The sequence below is a fragment of the Bacteroides congonensis genome (assembly GCF_900130125.1).
GTDB classification, from domain to species: Bacteria; Bacteroidota; Bacteroidia; order Bacteroidales; family Bacteroidaceae; genus Bacteroides; species Bacteroides congonensis.
In genome coordinates this window covers 208,168-224,874 of record NZ_FQXY01000011.1, presented here as the reverse complement: position 1 = coordinate 224,874, position 16,707 = coordinate 208,168, and the positions used below count along the sequence as shown (strand labels likewise).

General features: G+C 43.6%; 12 protein-coding genes and 1 tRNA gene. 8 read left to right on the top strand and 5 right to left on the bottom strand.

Annotation, left to right across the window (positions count from 1 at the left end; all coding sequences use genetic code 11):
- Positions 1 to 88: 88 nt before the first annotated feature.
- Genes BQ7997_RS18485 through BQ7997_RS18475 form a run of 3 tightly spaced genes read left to right on the top strand, consistent with a single transcriptional unit; the run spans position 89 to position 2,069 of the window.
- On the top strand, positions 89 to 775 hold the full coding sequence (locus tag BQ7997_RS18485; RefSeq protein WP_022138329.1) for a hypothetical protein: 687 nt from the start codon (positions 89 to 91) through the stop codon (positions 773 to 775).
- Positions 775 to 1,545 carry a DUF3822 family protein gene (locus tag BQ7997_RS18480; RefSeq protein ID WP_073347598.1) on the top strand — a complete coding sequence of 257 codons (771 nt, stop codon included), beginning with the start codon at positions 775 to 777 and terminating at the stop codon, positions 1,543 to 1,545. Before BQ7997_RS18485 ends, BQ7997_RS18480 begins: the two co-directional genes overlap by 1 nt.
- Positions 1,536 to 2,069 (top strand): RsmD family RNA methyltransferase, encoded by a 534-nt coding sequence (locus tag BQ7997_RS18475; RefSeq protein WP_073347597.1) that lies wholly within the window; start codon positions 1,536 to 1,538, stop codon positions 2,067 to 2,069. Before BQ7997_RS18480 ends, BQ7997_RS18475 begins: the two co-directional genes overlap by 10 nt.
- 15 nt (positions 2,070 to 2,084) lie before the next feature.
- On the opposite strand, the gene cls is transcribed toward BQ7997_RS18475, so the two are convergent.
- The 3 genes from cls to BQ7997_RS18460 form a co-directional block, all read right to left on the bottom strand.
- A complete protein-coding gene (cls, locus tag BQ7997_RS18470) occupies positions 2,085 to 3,524 on the bottom strand; it encodes a cardiolipin synthase (RefSeq protein WP_022138326.1) in 1,440 nt (479 codons plus the stop codon).
- Positions 3,525 to 3,652: 128 nt separating this feature from the next.
- On the bottom strand, positions 3,653 to 6,583 hold the full coding sequence (locus tag BQ7997_RS18465; protein ID WP_022138325.1) for a TonB-dependent receptor: 2,931 nt from the start codon (positions 6,581 to 6,583) through the stop codon (positions 3,653 to 3,655).
- Positions 6,584 to 6,666: 83 nt separating this feature from the next.
- Positions 6,667 to 7,071, bottom strand: a complete 405-nt coding sequence (locus tag BQ7997_RS18460; protein ID WP_073347596.1) for a hypothetical protein — start codon at positions 7,069 to 7,071, stop codon at positions 6,667 to 6,669.
- An 80-nt stretch (positions 7,072 to 7,151) separates the two neighbouring features.
- On the opposite strand from BQ7997_RS18460, the gene aroB reads away from it, so the two are divergent.
- A complete protein-coding gene (gene aroB / locus BQ7997_RS18455) occupies positions 7,152 to 8,213 on the top strand; it encodes a 3-dehydroquinate synthase (protein WP_073347595.1) in 1,062 nt (353 codons plus the stop codon).
- A 46-nt stretch (positions 8,214 to 8,259) separates the two neighbouring features.
- Here the strand turns inward: aroB and BQ7997_RS18450 are convergent, their stop codons facing one another.
- On the bottom strand, positions 8,260 to 9,126 hold the full coding sequence (locus tag BQ7997_RS18450) for a helix-turn-helix domain-containing protein (protein WP_022138322.1): 867 nt from the start codon (positions 9,124 to 9,126) through the stop codon (positions 8,260 to 8,262).
- A 491-nt stretch (positions 9,127 to 9,617) separates the two neighbouring features.
- Between BQ7997_RS18450 and BQ7997_RS18445 the strand changes: the two genes are divergently transcribed.
- From BQ7997_RS18445 to BQ7997_RS18435, 3 genes are all read left to right on the top strand, one after another.
- Positions 9,618 to 9,691, top strand: a tRNA-Pro gene (locus BQ7997_RS18445).
- Positions 9,692 to 9,789: 98 nt separating this feature from the next.
- Entirely contained in the window at positions 9,790 to 11,010 is a 1,221-nt protein-coding gene (locus BQ7997_RS18440; RefSeq protein ID WP_073347594.1) for an S-adenosylmethionine:tRNA ribosyltransferase-isomerase, read from the top strand.
- Positions 11,011 to 11,080: 70 nt separating this feature from the next.
- A complete protein-coding gene (locus tag BQ7997_RS18435) occupies positions 11,081 to 11,599 on the top strand; it encodes an NUDIX hydrolase (protein ID WP_073348448.1) in 519 nt (172 codons plus the stop codon).
- Here the strand turns inward: BQ7997_RS18435 and BQ7997_RS18430 are convergent.
- Positions 11,577 to 12,119 (bottom strand): glutathione peroxidase, encoded by a 543-nt coding sequence (locus BQ7997_RS18430; RefSeq protein WP_022138319.1) that lies wholly within the window; start codon positions 12,117 to 12,119, stop codon positions 11,577 to 11,579. The genes BQ7997_RS18435 and BQ7997_RS18430 overlap by 23 nt on opposite strands.
- A 253-nt stretch (positions 12,120 to 12,372) precedes the next feature.
- Here BQ7997_RS18430 and BQ7997_RS18425 point away from each other — a divergent pair, with 253 nt between their 5' ends.
- Complete coding sequence (locus BQ7997_RS18425; RefSeq protein WP_073347593.1) at positions 12,373 to 16,698, top strand: CusA/CzcA family heavy metal efflux RND transporter; 4,326 nt, start codon at positions 12,373 to 12,375, stop codon at positions 16,696 to 16,698.
- Positions 16,699 to 16,707: the final 9 nt, after the last annotated feature.

The window sequence follows — 16,707 nt, the reverse complement described above, 5'->3', positions numbered from 1 at the left end:
CGAGAAAAAAGTTCCCTGAACTATCGTATTTAAATTAATTTATTCTATTTTTGCGATGCGAATATAACAACTAAAAACATAATTTATCATGAAAACAGTATTTAATATTGTATTGGTGCTCTGTGCTGCTGCACTTGTTTACATTTGCTACAACAGCATCATGGGTCCTATCAATTTTGAAAACGCAAAAAAAGACAGGGAAAAAGCAGTCATTGCCCGCTTGATTGACATCCGTAAAGCACAGCAGGAATACCGCACACTGCACCACGGAATGTACACTGACAAATTCGATTCACTGATTGATTTCGTCAAGAATCAGAAGTTGCCGTTCGTTATGAAGATGGGAATGTTGACAGACAAACAGTTGGAAGATGGTCTGACTGAAAAGAAAGCTATGTCTATCATCGAAAAAGCGAAAAAGACAGGCAAGTATGACGAAGTTAAGAAGTGGGGACTTGAAAACTTCAAGCGTGACACTATGTGGGTAGCAGTAATGGATACTATTTTCCCGAAAGGATTCAATGCAGACTCTATGAGATACATTCCTTACAGTGGTGGTGCAGAGTTTGAAATGAATGTTAAAAATGATACTGCTAAATCAGGTGCTCCTGTATTCTTGTTCGAAGTAAAAGCTCCGTACGAAACTTATTTGGGCGGACTTGACAAACAGGAAATCATTAACTTAAAAGATGTTCAGAGCAAACTGGGTAGATACTGCGGTTTGATGGTAGGTTCTATCGATACTCCGAACAATGGTGCTGGTAACTGGGAATAATGATTGATTTTACTAAATCAAAACAATATACTTTATCCATCCGTCTTAGTACGGATGGATTTTCTTTTTCTATCTATAACCCGATTCACGACGACTCTCTGTCAATCATAGAGAAAGAGACAGAACCCTCTCTATCCCTCACTGCCAACCTGAAAGCGGTTTTCCACGAATCGGACTTCTTAAGCCATCCCTACAAACGGGTGAATATCATGATGGCCGGCAAACGTTTTACGATTGTGCCACTGGAATTGTTTGAAGAGGAACAGGCTGAACTTTTATTTTATCACAATCATCAGAAACGGGAAAATGAAATGGTGGTTTACAATATCCTACAAAAGAATAATGTAGCTGTCATCTTTGGTATAGACAAAAGTGTCTGCACTTTTCTGAAAGAGCAGTATCCCGAAGCTCGCTTTTATTCGCAGTCCACCCCGCTTATTGACTATTTTTCTGTCAAAAGCAGACTGGGAAACAGCAAAAAGATGTATGCTTCCATACGTCAGGAAGGTATCGATGTCTATTGTTTCGAACGGGGACATCTCCTTCTCGCCAATTCCTTTGAATGTACGCATACGGAAGACCGTATCTACTATCTGTTGTATGCCTGGAAGCAATTGGAATTTAACCAGGAACGGGATGAACTTCACCTCACCGGAACACTTCCGGACAAAGAGATTCTTATGAACGAACTGAAAAAGTTTATCTTGCAGGTATTCATTATGAACCCTGCCACTAATATTGACATGCAAGCCTTATTAACATGCGAGTAATCAGCGGTATATACAAACGAAGAAGATTTGACGTGCCACGAACGTTTAAAGCACGTCCTACAACAGATTTCGCCAAAGAGAATCTGTTTAATGTACTCAATAACTATATTGATTTTGAGGAAGGAGTGACTGCGCTTGATTTGTTTGCCGGAACCGGCAGTATCAGTATCGAACTCGTTTCCCGGGGATGCGACCGCGTTATCAGCATTGAGAAAGCCCCCGCACATCATTCATTCATCGCCAAAATCATGAAAGAGGTGAAGACAGACAAGTGTCTGCCGATACGGGGTGATGTTTTCAAGTTTATCAAGAGCAGCCGAGAGCAGTTCGACTTCATCTTTGCCGATCCGCCTTATGCTTTAAAAGAGTTGGAAATAATACCTGAACTTATTTTCCAGAACAATCTTCTTAAAGAAGGGGGATTATTTGTACTGGAACATGGGAAAGATAATAACTTCGAAGAGAATCCGCACTTCATTGAAAGAAGAATTTATGGAAGTGTAAACTTCTCTCTGTTCCGCTAAACCGGATTAAAACTATTAGAGTAGCGGGGCTAATAAACGTACAATAGACTCCGCTGCCTTTTGTCTCCACGAACGCCTTACCCAGTTCTTCAAGAATATCTGTGTACTTTCACGCTGATCCTGAAGGAATATTTCCTTCATTTCGAGTGCAGTGTTTACATCGTACATAAAAGCATTCACCTCAAAATTGTGCTCAAAGCTACGAAAGTCTATATTAGTAGAACCTACGGTAGAAAGCAAATCATCCGAAACCATGAGTTTGGAATGCAGAAAACCTTTCTTATAGAAATAGACTTTCACACCTGCCTGCATCACATCTGCCAGATAGGAGTGTGAGCCAAGATGGGTTATCCTGTTGTCGGCACGTTCCGGCAACATCAGACGTATGTCCACCCCGGACAAAGCCGCGGTCTGCATAGCGGCCAGTATTTGCTCTGTCGGCAGGAAATAAGGGGTTTGCATATAGAAATATTTCTTGGCGTTAGTAATCGCCATAGTCAATCCCTGCATTATTTCCTTCCAAGGGCCGATAGGTTCACTGGTGACAATCTGCACTAAAGAACTGCCATAAGAGTCTATTCTCGGAAAATACCGGGAAGCTGTAATCAGCGTACGGTCTACGAAGTACCAGTCAAGCAGGAAGGCAGTCTGTAACCCATGTACTGCTTTACCTTCGAGCATGATGTGTGTATCACGCCAAATTCCCCATGAAAAGCCGCGCATATAACGTTCCGCAAGATTCATTCCACCTACAAAGCCTACACATCCGTCAATAACGACAATTTTTCTATGGTTCCGGTAATTCACCCTACTGGTAAATAAGGGAAAGCGCACTTTCAGGAAGCTTCGCACCTCGATGCCCGCATTACGCATTTCTTCAAAAAAGCGATTGGGGACATGCCAACAGCCTACATCGTCATAAATCACTCGCACTTCAATTCCCTGCGAAGCCTTTTCTATCAACACATCCCTGACCAAACGCCCGATAGCGTCATCCTCAAAAATATAATATTCCATATGAATATGCTGCTTCGCTTTCTGAAGTTCGCGCAATAATGATTGCAGTTTGGTATAACCCTCAGTATAGACAGCTACACGATTTCCTTCAAAAGGAAATGCCTGATTGGTATGCTGAAATAGTTGGATCAGGCGGGAATATTCATACTGGACTTCCGAACAGTCCTGAGCCAGATATTCCGCCATCGGCTTCTTCAGCAGACGGTCGTAGCTCTTCTGACCGATAATACGTTCACGACGCTGGCTCCGCCCAAAGAAAAAGTAAAAGACAAGACCTACAATAGGAAGGAATAGTAATATCAGTATCCAAGCCATAGTTTTAACCGGATTCCGGTTGTCAAGAATGATAATGACAATCGTGCCGATGATGGCTCCGAAATAGAGAATATCAAAAGCCACCGTTGCTATCTGACTAAGTACATAGTTCCAATCAATCATAGGAATCTCCTTTTAAACGGATACTGAACAACAAATATAAAGTAAATTATCGGATTAACAAAAAAGTCCCGGCGACAACTATCAACCGTTGTACCGGGACTTCCTATCTTATAAGAATTTACTTACAATTAAAAACGCATCATTCTGGTTGGTCCCCCGTGAGGTCCACGCGGTCCGCGATGACCACCACCATCGAAACCACCCTGACGCATATTTCCACGGGCTTCCTTATTTCCAAATATATTCAGACGATAAGAAAAGCGTAGCATACAATAACTGTTGATTCCGTTGTATTCAGAAACAGAGCGCATATCGGCAGTCAGCGAACGACTGATATTGGATTGCTGTTTCAAAATGTCATAGACTTCAAAGCTGATGGTCGCAGCATTTCCCTTCAAGAAGTTCTGGGCAATCTGGGCATTCCAGATAAGTTCGTTTCTATTCATACTGGCGTCACGGTAGCCACGACGTGAATTGTTGGTTATATTGGTAGACAACGTCATATTCCAAGGCAAAGAAACATTGGTACTGGCACCATATCCGAAAGTATATGGTTCCTGATTGTTTTCCGAACGTAACTTGTTACGTTCAAAATTATAATTAATTGAACCATTGATAGTAAACTCAAACCAATCATTGCGGAATGTTCCATTCAGATTCTCTGCTAAAGTCAATGATGTACTTGTATTCTTATCATTCACCTTAGTACCTTCATTATAAAGGAAAGATACATCGTTTGTATAGTTGGCACGTGAAAAAGAATTAATTGTGAAACGTTTGTCTTTCAAAGCTGTATTAAACCCAAACATACCCATAGCAGTCCAATAACCATTAATATTCTCCGGCTGTGAGATTGTTCCACCAGTCGTCTGATTATAATTAGTCGCATTGGTAATTTTGTTTTGAGTCATATTAAAGTTGGCATGTGCCATCATTCCGCGTTGTTTATCAGCATTATATGTATTATAGAACAAGCGCATAGAGTGAGTAAAAGACGGTTTCAGTCCCGGATTACCTTTAGTGATTCTCAGCGGATTCGAGTCATCAGTTACATCCAACAGATTCTCCATACTCGGCTGGCTTGCACGTCCCCGATACGTAAAGCGTAACTGGCTCACTTTAGAAAAGCGGTAACGGAAATCAACATTAGGAGCGAAATTGAACACATTTCTTTTTACTACAGTATCTATTTCTGCTTTCTTATAATCCAACCTAGTGTTCTGTGGTTGCAAGGACATTCCAAAGTTAAATCTGTATTTCTCTCGGATAATATTCATCCCTGCATTAATATCATGGTTATAATATTTATACTGAGCATATTTACTCAAGTTCATATCCTTATTAGCTTCGTATCCTTCAGGCAACCCGTCACCGAAGTTCCAGAACCAATCTTGATTTTTTTCTGTTTCTGGGATCAAGCTATATGTACTTCTGTCACTTTCACTATATTTATATTGGAACTTATAACGGAATTGCAAAAAAGTTGCTTTCGCAATCGGCTCATTATAAGTCAGTTCAGCCGTATAATCGTAGTTTTTGGTCGGAGAAGTTATATATTGCTTACGCTCATCATCTTTCATTTTAGCATCAGGGTCAAAATAACGTGTCAATGATTCACTAAATTGCTCACTATCGTTATCTCCATAACCAAACGTCCCACGAAAAGTTATATTTCGCCCCATATTATTCAACCTTCTGTTCACCTGTAAGGAAGCATTAGCAGACAAGCTATTACTTTCAGACGCAGACTCACTGTTACTGGCATTAACACGAATATCCTTCAAGGGATCATCCGTATTCGCCCACTGAATCTTATTCAAAAACTTATTAGGATCAGATACCAAGTTGAATGGGTCTTCATTGAAAGTACCCGATTCGGAAATAGAATACCCTTTAGATTTCCCATAAGAAACATTTGGTCGGAAAATGATATTAGTCAATGTATCCGGCTTCCATTCCAAGCGGAAATCAGCATTAAAATTCATATTCTTATTACGATTTTTACTATTCGAGTTAGAATATGAATTTCCTTTATCCAAGAAACGCTCTGAATAGTTTTTAGAATCAGCATCGCGGTCACTATAATTATAACGGGCACTACCACCTAATTCGAGTTTCTCCGTTTGAGTGGCAAAATTAGCTCCAAGCATCTTGGTAGCAGTCAAACCATTGCTATTCCGAAAACGTGGCCCACCCCCGCCACCGGAGAATCCCTGATCGTTCACATTATTAGCAGAACCTATTAAAGAGAACTGGCTGTTATCGACAAAGCGGTTCAGCATCAAGTTGCTTCCATAGCGGTCTTCCGTACCACCGGCAACACTAGCATTACCGAACCAGCCTTGGTTCATTCCTTTTTTTACTTTCAGGTCGAGAACCGTTTCCTCTTCCCCATCATCTATTCCGGTGACGCGAGCCAAGTCCGATTTCTTATCATACGTTTTCAGTTTATCAATCATATTGACCGGCAGATTCTTCAATCCGGTTTTCACATCACCGCCAAAGAACTCTTTACCGTCCACCATAATCTTCTTTACTTCCTTACCATTGATTTTGACATTACCGTCATCATCAATCTCGGCTCCCGGAAGTTTCTTTACCAACTCTTCGAGCATGGCACCTTCAGGAGTACGATAGGCTGTCGAGTTATATTCCAAAGTATCTTCTTTCACTACCACTTGCGGAGCCTCAGCAGTAATCACCGCTTCTTTCAGCATGACAGCGTCCGGTTCCAATGCGATTGTTCCCAACTTCTTATCGGGGGCATTGGCAGCCAGTTGAACCGGTACAAATTTAGTTCGGAAGCCGATATAGGAAACCTTCAATACATATTTCCCGGCTTTCACTTTGGGGAGAGTAAACCAACCTTGATTACTACTGGCTATACCAGCAGCATAAGCACTATCGGGCAACGACAACAATTGAACAGTAGCCTGTGCTGCCGGTTCCTTTGAGTCGGATTCCACAACACGTCCCGAAACAGTAATTACCTTATTCTGTGCAAAAATTGAGAAGGTGCATAGCAACATCAACACCAACCCTGCAGAAATTCTTTTCATTTACCTAAATTACGATTATATTAGTAGCAATAACAATGTCTTTTTGACAAATAGAACCGCAAAAGGTTTAATTGAAAAGAAAATTATCTTTTAAAGAATCGATCAACGAGCGCTTTTTTCAGACCAAACTCCAAACAAAGCACATTAAAGCTTAAAAAGGTAAGAAAAGAAGAAGTATCTACATTAATCACATCTCCTTGCATAACACGCCACAACATCCCTCCGAATACGAACAGAAATGTCAGGAAGATTGCATTGCGGACAGCCGAGTTACGGATTTGCTCCGTTTCGCGACTCTCATGCTTGCTAAGAGCGAAGATTATCAACAAGCATCCTGCCATCATCAGCAACTTTGTACATTCTTTATAAAACAACAGGTTGCTATCGGTCACCACTCCCCGCATTACCAGAAGAAAAGGTATGAACAGAGCTATCAACAGGACCACATATCCCAAAGGACGACAATATACAGGTAATAATGCTTTCATGATTGAACGTTTTAACGGGACAAAAGTAAGTATAAAATAGATATTTTATATACATTTGCAGGATAAAAAGCAAAAGAATCATGAGTAAACAAGAAGTTATTCTCTGTGAAAGCTTGGAAACGAGCCTGAGTCGTGCCATTGAACAGTGCCCGCATGACAAATTATTTATCCTCACAGACGATCATACCCGGCATCTCTGTCTTCCTTCCCTGAAGGAAACTACCTTACTGAAAGATGCCATTGAAATCTGTATCGGAGCTGAAGACGTACATAAAACGATGGAAACCCTTGCTTCAGTCTGGATGGCATTGAGCACTCAAGGGGCTACGCGCCACTCGTTACTTATCAACCTCGGTGGCGGGATGGTGACGGACTTAGGTGGTTTTGCCGCAGCTACATTCAAACGTGGCATCTCTTATATTAATATACCAACCACCCTACTAGCTATGGTGGACGCTTCCGTCGGCGGAAAGACAGGAATCAACTTCAACGGACTGAAAAATGAAATCGGTGCATTCGCTCCGGCAAGCAGTGTATTGATTGAAACAGAATTCCTGCGTACGCTGGACGCACATAATTTCTTTTCAGGATATGCAGAGATGCTCAAGCATGGCTTGATCAGTAACGTCGCACATTGGGCGGAGTTGTTAAACTTCAACACTTCCGATATTGACTATACTGCCCTCAAACGACTGGTTGGTGAATCGGTGCAAGTAAAAGAAGACATTGTGGAACAAGATCCTTTTGAACACGGTATCCGCAAAGCACTAAATCTGGGACATACCGTCGGACACGCATTTGAAAGCATGGCACTAGCGGAAAACCGTCCGGTATTGCACGGATACGCAGTAGCTTGGGGAATCGTATGCGAATTATATCTGTCTCACACTAAAGTAGGCTTCCCGAAAGAAAGAATGAGACAGACTATCCAATTCATCAAAGACAATTACGGTGTGTTTACGTTCGACTGTAAGAAGTACGAACGACTCTATGCGTACATGACGCATGATAAAAAGAACACTTCGGGGACAATTAACTTCACGTTACTGAAAGATATCGGAGATATCTGTATCAATCAGACTGCCGGCAAAGATACCATTTTCGAAATGTTGGACTTCTACCGCGAATGTATGGGGATTTAATCCCCATACTTATTGGCAAATACCATACAATCTGCCTGTGCTGTTTTTAATCTGAACTACTCATTCGATACTGAGACAGTGACATACCTGTATGTTTTCTGAAAAAACGTCCAAGTGAAGACTGATTAGCAAAGTTTGTTTTAATTGCTATCTCCTGAATATTCAAGCTTGTGTTTTTCAACAAAGCCTTTATTTCCAATATGATATATTCTACAATCCAGTCTTTGGCGGATTTTCCGCTTGTCTCTTTGATAACCATAGTCAGGTACTTGGAAGTAATGCACAATTTATCTGCATAAAAAGCTACATCCTTATTTTCCTTGAAATGCTTCATGATAAGCCCGAAGAATTTATTAGCCAATTCTTCTTTACGCGTATCTTTCCGCACGGTCATCAAAGCGGATTCTTTCTGATAAGCATTGAACAGCTCCAAATACAGATATCTCAGCAAATGGGTTATCAACTCACGTCTATATACATCCTGAGACTTCACTTTTTCTTTTATCATTCCCAGGAAATTGTATATCCGGGGAATATCACGTTCCATTTGCGGATACCAATAATGGGTTCGCATATAGAAGAAGAAATGCGGGGAGAATCGTGGAACTCCACTTAACGCATCACTAAACAAGGAAGACGAGATTACCATCGAAACGGTTGAGAAATCTTCACTAGGTTCACTGAATGAGACAAATTGTCCGGGTAATAATATAATAAGTTCCTCCGGCTGTATCCAGTGTACATCTTCGTGTACAGTAAGTTTCGCCCTTCCACTCAAACAATATACAATCAAAGCCGATTGAATATTAGAAGGATAAGAAGTTAGAGGAAGATATTTCAGATTCTGATAAAATTTAAAATCGTCACCCAAGACGTATATCTCTAATGTCTCTCTATTTTTAATGTCTAACATTTAACACCTTTCTATTCTAAACTAAGTCTTATACTACAAATGTATAACTTCCTAAAATACCATATATCAAAAAAGGAAATATAGTATCATACTAAAGAAGTCACACACCCTTTATTTGCATTAATTCATAAACAAACTCACTGATTGATAGTTCGTTTCGCAATTCCCCATTTAGTTTTTATTATATACTATCCAATATATCATAGTGTTTTTATGCAAACATTGTCTTTTCGAACTACTTAATGAAAAATATGAGTTTGTTTACTAATTCAAATAAAACAGAAGTTCAACCTATTAGCACAGATATCTAAAACAATATTGCCAAAGTCCCTATATTTATAACCACTATTCATAACACAAACTTAGAAAATATTCCGTACTTTATTTCACTTATCATCAAAAAAATAATCATAAACCGCGGAAGTACACTACAAAATTCACAGGAATTATTTGCTATTTCAAAATTAATCCGTACTTTTGCATCCGCAATTCGGGATGTAGCTCAGCCCGGTAGAGTACGCGTCTGGGGGGCGTGTGGTCGCAAGTTCGAATCTTGTCATCCCGACTACTGGAAATCAGCCATTTACAATTTAGTAAGTGGCTGATTCATTTTTTAGTGGAACACATTTGGAACATATTCATCAAGAAACATACCTGACAACAATGAAAGAAGACCCGAAACATATCCATATCAGCGAATACAACTATCCATTGCCGGATGAACGTATTGCCAAGTTCCCGTTGGCTGTCCGCGACCAGTCGAAATTGCTAGTGTACCGCCACGGTGAAGTAAGCGAAGATACTTTCACCTCTTTGCCAGAGTATCTGCCTAAAGGTGCTTTGATGGTATTCAACAATACAAAAGTTATTCAGGCAAGGCTACATTTCCGTAAGGAAACAGGGGCACTGATTGAAGTATTCTGCCTCGAGCCGATTCAGCCCAATGATTATGTTCTGAATTTCCAGCAAACGGAACATGCCGCATGGCTTTGCATGATTGGCAACCTGAAGAAATGGAAAGACGGAACCTTGAAACGGGAAATGACGGTAAAAGGATTACCAATCACACTGACCGCAACGAGAGGAGAAAGCAGAGGAACCAGTCATTGGGTAGACTTCTCATGGGATAATCCGGAAGTGACTTTCGCTGATATTCTCGAAGTATTCGGAGAGCTTCCTATCCCGCCTTATTTAAACCGGAAGACGGAAGAAAGCGATAAAGAAACTTATCAGACGGTTTATTCAAAGATTAAAGGTTCGGTAGCCGCGCCTACCGCCGGACTGCACTTCACGTCCCGAGTATTGGATGCACTGCAAGAGAAAGGAATAGAACTTGAGGAACTGACCCTGCACGTAGGCGCAGGAACTTTCAAACCTGTGAAAAGTGAAGAGATTGAAGGTCACGAGATGCATACGGAATATATATCTGTCAACCGGAGCACTATCAAGAAACTTATCGACCATGACGGTTGTGCCATTGCCGTAGGAACCACTTCGGTACGCACACTCGAAAGCCTGTATCATATCGGAGTCACATTGGCAGATAATCCGGACGCCACGGAAGAGGAACTACACGTCAGGCAATGGCAGCCCTATGAAAAGTATGACCAGATTCCCCCGGTAGTTGCGTTGCAAAAGATATTGGGCTATCTCGACAGGAACGGGCTTGAAGCACTTCATACCAGTACACAGATTATTATTGCCCCCGGCTACCAGTATAAAATAGTAAAAGCAATGGTTACTAATTTCCATCAGCCACAAAGCACCTTATTATTGTTGGTTTCGGCTTTTGTGAAAGGAGACTGGCGCACGATTTATGATTATGCCCTGAGCCACGATTTCCGGTTCCTGAGTTATGGGGATTCTTCCTTATTAATACCGTAAGAATATTACAAATACCGCGAGAGTATCATAACTTGTGATAACCCTTCCAATGAAAACAATAGAAACAATGATGTCAAGCGATAATAACCAAGAAATGTTCCCCGTCGTCGATGAACAGGGAAATATCACCGGAGCCGCCACCCGCGGGGAATGCCACAGCGGCAGCAAATTGCTTCATCCGGTCGTCCATCTGCACGTCTTCAATACAAAAGGAGACTTGTACCTGCAAAAACGTCCCGAATGGAAAGACATCCAACCCGGAAAATGGGATACGGCCGTGGGCGGACATATCGATTTAGAAGAAAGTGTAGAGATAGCCCTTAAACGGGAAGTCCGTGAAGAACTGGGCATCACGGACTTTACTCCTGAACTTCTGACTAATTATGTTTTCGAGTCCGATCGTGAAAAGGAACTTGTATTCGTCCATAAGACAGTCTACGACGGTGAAATCCACCCTAGTGACGAACTGGACGGCGGCCGGTTCTGGACAATAGAAGAAATAAAAGAGAATCTGGGAAAAGGTGTTTTCACTCCCAACTTCGAAGGAGAACTGAAGAAAGTATCCCTCATCCCTTCTCTATCCAAGTAATGATTTTCTCCGAGAACGGACTCTCTTTGGGAGCGACGAATCCGACCCAGTTTCCGTTCTCGTCAATCATAAACTTCTGGAAGTTCCACTGAACAGGTGCATCTTCCTTTCCATTCAGTTTCTTCTCCGTCAGCCATTGATAAAGCGGAGCCATCTCCTTGCCTTTGACGGAAATCTTAGCCATCATCGGGAAAGTGACATCATACTTCAATGAACAGAATTTGGCAATCTCCTCATTGCTTCCCGGTTCCTGTCCCATAAAGTTATTGGCAGGAAAGCCGATAATAACAAAGTTCTTGTCCTTATACTTCTCGTACAATTCCTGCAATTTGGCATATTGTGGTGTCAAGCCACACTTTGAAGCCACATTCACCACCAACACTTTCTTTCCTTTCAAGGACGAAAGAGGAAATTCCTTACCGTCAATCGTTTGCACAGTGAAGTCGTAGAAAGACTTATTCTGCGCTTCCAAAGATATCGCACACACCATAGCTACCACCATTAAGACAAATGATTTCATACTCAATACGTTATTTAATTCGTTTCATATTAAACGAACCGGTCTGAAAAAATGTTTGCTCCACATCGCATTATTCCCGATATTTCGTCCGATATTGCCAAGGTTTCCCCATCACTACACCATATACAATATATATTCCAAGCCGTCATTTCGTCACTTCGCCCCGCAATATTTCCGCTTCAAACGTTTCCGGCTATCACGAACGTAGATAGTCCGTAGTTTTGTAACATGAAATAATAACACAAAGAGAATCATGTTTACAGCCATTGTACGTTTTTCAATCAAAAAGAAGCTGTTTGTAGGGCTCACTACTCTCTTCCTGCTTATCGGCGGCATCTACGCGATGTTGACATTACCTATCGACGCCGTGCCCGATATCACCAACAACCAGGTACAGATTGTGACCGTATCGCCCACCCTCGCACCGCAAGAGGTAGAACAGCTCATCACCATGCCTATCGAACTAGCGATGAGCAACATCATGAATGTAGAAGATATCCGTTCCGTCAGTCGTTTCGGACTATCAGTAGTAACCGTTGTATTCAAGGAAAGCGTCCCTACCCTCGATGCCCGTCAGCTTATCAACGAACAGATACAAACCGTTGCCGGAGAGATTCCACCCGAACTCGGAGCACCGGAGATGATGCCTATCACCACCGGACTCGGAGAAATCTACCAGTACATACTGAAAGTAGCCCCCGGTTACGAAGAGAAGTACGATGCTATGGAACTCCGCACCATTCAGGATTGGATGGTGAAACGCCAGTTGTCCGGCATACCGGGTATCGTAGAAATCAACAGTTTCGGCGGCTACCTGAAACAATATGAAGTCGCCGTCGACCCGGACGCGCTCTTTTCACTGAACATCACCATCGGCGAAGTATTCGAAGCCCTCAGCAGCAACAACCAGAACACTGGCGGAAGCTATATAGAAAAAGCGAAGAATGCCTATTACATCCGGTCGGAAGGTATGATTACCCGGACGAAGGACATCGAGCGCATCGTTGTAGCCAACCGGAACGGGATTCCGGTACATATCAGCGATGTAGGCGTAGTCCGTTTCGGCTCTCCCAAACGTTTCGGCGCCATGACAATGGACGGCGAAGGCGAGTGTGTAGGCGGAATCGCGATGATGCTGAAAGGAGCTAACGCCAACGTCGTCACCCAGGAACTTGAAAAAAGAGTGGAGAAGATACAACACCTGCTGCCCGAAGGAGTCAGCATCGAACCTTATCTGAACCGCTCGGAACTGGTGAACCGGAATATCTCAACCGTTGTCAACAACCTGATTGAAGGAGCGATTATCGTATTCCTCGTACTTATCATCTTCCTCGGCAATGTACGTGCCGGACTGATTGTCGCGTCAGTCATCCCGCTGGCGATGCTCTTTGCCTTTATCATGATGCGCCTTTTCAATGTCACCGCCAACCTGATGAGCCTCGGAGCCATCGACTTCGGTATCGTTGTGGACGGCTCTATCGTCATACTGGAAGGTATCCTCGCCCATATCTACGGCAAGCAGTTCCGGGGACGGACGCTCACCCGTGAAGAGATGGACAAAGAAGTGGAAAAAGGAGCATCCGGCGTAGTCCGCTCGGCAACTTTCGCCGTATTGATTATCCTTATAGTATTCTTCCCCATCCTCACCCTAAACGGAATTGAAGGAAAATACTTCACCCCGATGGCAAAAACTCTTGTATTCTGCATCATCGGAGCCTTGATTCTTTCACTCACCTATGTTCCGATGATGGCATCGCTCTTCCTGAAACATACCATCGTGGTGAAACCGACGCTTGCCGACCGTTTCTTCGAGAAACTGAACAGCGTATATCAACGCGGCCTTCGTTCCTGTCTGCATCACAAGTGGCGTACCGTCATCATAGCCTTTGCCGCACTAATCGGCTCGCTCTTCCTCTTCACACGGCTGGGTGCTGAATTTATCCCGACACTGGATGAAGGCGACTTTGCCATGCAAATGACATTGCCTGCCGGAAGTTCGCTGACCGAAAGTATCGAGGTATCCCGCCTGGCAGAAAAAGCACTGATGGACAAATTCCCCGAAATCAAGCACGTAGTTGCCAAAATCGGAACGGCGGAAGTCCCCACCGACCCGATGGCAGTAGAAGACGCCGACGTGATGATTATCATGAAACCCTTCAAAGAATGGATCAGCGCTGGAAATCGTGCGGAAATGGTGGACAAGATGAAAGAAGCGCTCGAACCACTGTCCGAGCGAGCCGAATTCAACTTCTCGCAACCAATACAGCTCCGTTTTAATGAACTGATGACAGGAGCCAAAGCCGACATTGCCGTCAAACTGTACGGAGAAGACACCCACGAACTCTACGAAAAAGCAAAAGAAGCCGCCGCCTATGTAGAAAAAGTGCCGGGAGCGTCAGACGTCATCGTAGAGCAGACGATGGGATTGCCCCAGCTCGTAGTAAAATACAACCGCAGCAAGATAGCCCGCTACGGCATCAACATAGAAGAACTCAACACGATTATCCGAACCGCCTATGCCGGAGAATCCAGCGGCGTAGTGTTTGAAAACGAACGAAGGTTCGACCTCGTCGTCCGTCTTGACCAGGAGAAGGTAGCGGATTTGAATCTCGACAAATTGTTTGTGCGCACTTCCGAAGGAATCCAGATTCCGGTCGGAGAAGTAGCGAGCATAGACCTCGTCAGCGGTCCTCTCCAAATCAACCGTGACGCTACGAAACGCCGTATCGTCATCGGTGTCAATGTGCGTGACGCGGATATACAGCAAGTGGTGGCGGACATACAAAAGACATTGGACAGGAACGTCAAGCTGAAACCGGGATATTACTTCGAGTACGGCGGTCAGTTCGAGAACTTGCAGAACGCTATTCACACACTGCTCATTGTCATTCCGGTAGCATTGATGCTCATCCTTTTGATTCTGTTCTTTGCTTTCAAGAATATCACCTATACACTGATGGTATTCTCCACCGTTCCGTTGTCGCTTATCGGCGGTATTGTCGCCCTTTGGCTGCGCGGACTCCCGTTCAGCATATCGGCGGGTGTAGGTTTCATCGCATTATTCGGCGTAGCGGTGCTGAACGGCATCCTCATGGTGAATCACTTCAACGAACTTCGTAAACAAAACACTCACCCCATGACTACAAACCGAATCATCGCCAAGGGAACTCCGCATCTGCTCCGTCCCGTATTCCTGACAGGCTTGGTGGCATCATTGGGATTTGTCCCGATGGCTATCGCCACTTCCGCCGGTGCCGAGGTGCAACGCCCGCTGGCAACTGTCGTTATCGGCGGATTGATTATCTCGACTGTGTTGACATTACTCATCATCCCGGTGTTCTACAAGATTGTGAACTCATTGGCAACATGGAAACGTCCGGGAGTCAAGTTTCACCTGCCGTTCTTCGTCCTTCTTCCCCTGTTCCTGCTGACTCCTTCTTTCGTTTCCGCGCAACAGGCATCGACTGTCACTTTGGAACAGGCTATCGAGATGGCTAAACAGAATCACCCCCGTCTGAAAATAGCAACAAACGCCATTCAACAAGCCAAAGCTACCCGTGGCGAGATTGTAGAAGCATCCCCTACCTCATTCAGCTATTCCTGGGGGCAACTCAACGGAGAGAACAAGAAAGACAAGGAACTGGCTTTCGAGCAAAGCCTGGGTTCTCTGCTGACCCCGTTCTACAAGAATGCATTAGTCAACCGACAAGTGAAAACAACCACCTTCTATCGTCAGATGGTGGAAAAGGAAGTCACGGCAGAAGTGAAACGGGCATGGGCTTATTATCAATATGCCGCCAACCTCTGTGCGATGTACCGCGACCAGGATAAGATGGCGGAAAAGTTACAGCATATCGGTGAACTGCGTTATCAACAGGGGGAAATCACCCTGCTCGAAAAGAATATGATGACAACCATCGCCGCCGAACTGCACAATCGTTGGTTCCAGGCACAGGAAGAAGAGAAAATGGCTTTGGCACGCTTCCGTTGGAGTTGTTATTCAGACCAACCGATTGTTCCGGCAGATTCTACCTTATCGCTGTTTTACACCAGCCTTTCAGACGGGACGCTGTCGGGAGCGCACACTGCTTACTTTCAAAGTCAGGCGGACGAAGCGAAAGCAATACTTCATGTAGAGCGGAGCCATTTCTTTCCGGAAATCAGCGTGGGATATACCCGCCAGGATATTCTTCCGTTGAAGAATCTGAGTGCGTGGATGGTGGGGGTCTCCTTCCCTATCTATTTCCTGCCCCAAAAGAGCAAGGTAAGGCAAGCACGGTTATCCGCTACCTCAGCACAGATTCAGGCAGACGCAAATATTCGCGAATTGAGAAACAAGGTGCTTGAGTTGGAAGCCTCACTCCGCAGATACAACGAAAGCTTGCGCTACTACACTTCTTCCGCCTTGAAAGAAGCGGACGAGTTGACCAAGGCTGCCAATCTCCAGTTGCAACAGAGCGAAACGGGTATAGCGGAATACATACAGTCCATAACAACCGCCCGGGATATTCGCCGCGGCTATATCGAGACTGTCTACCAATATAACATTGCCGCATTAGAGTATGAACTATTCAGATAATAAAATACA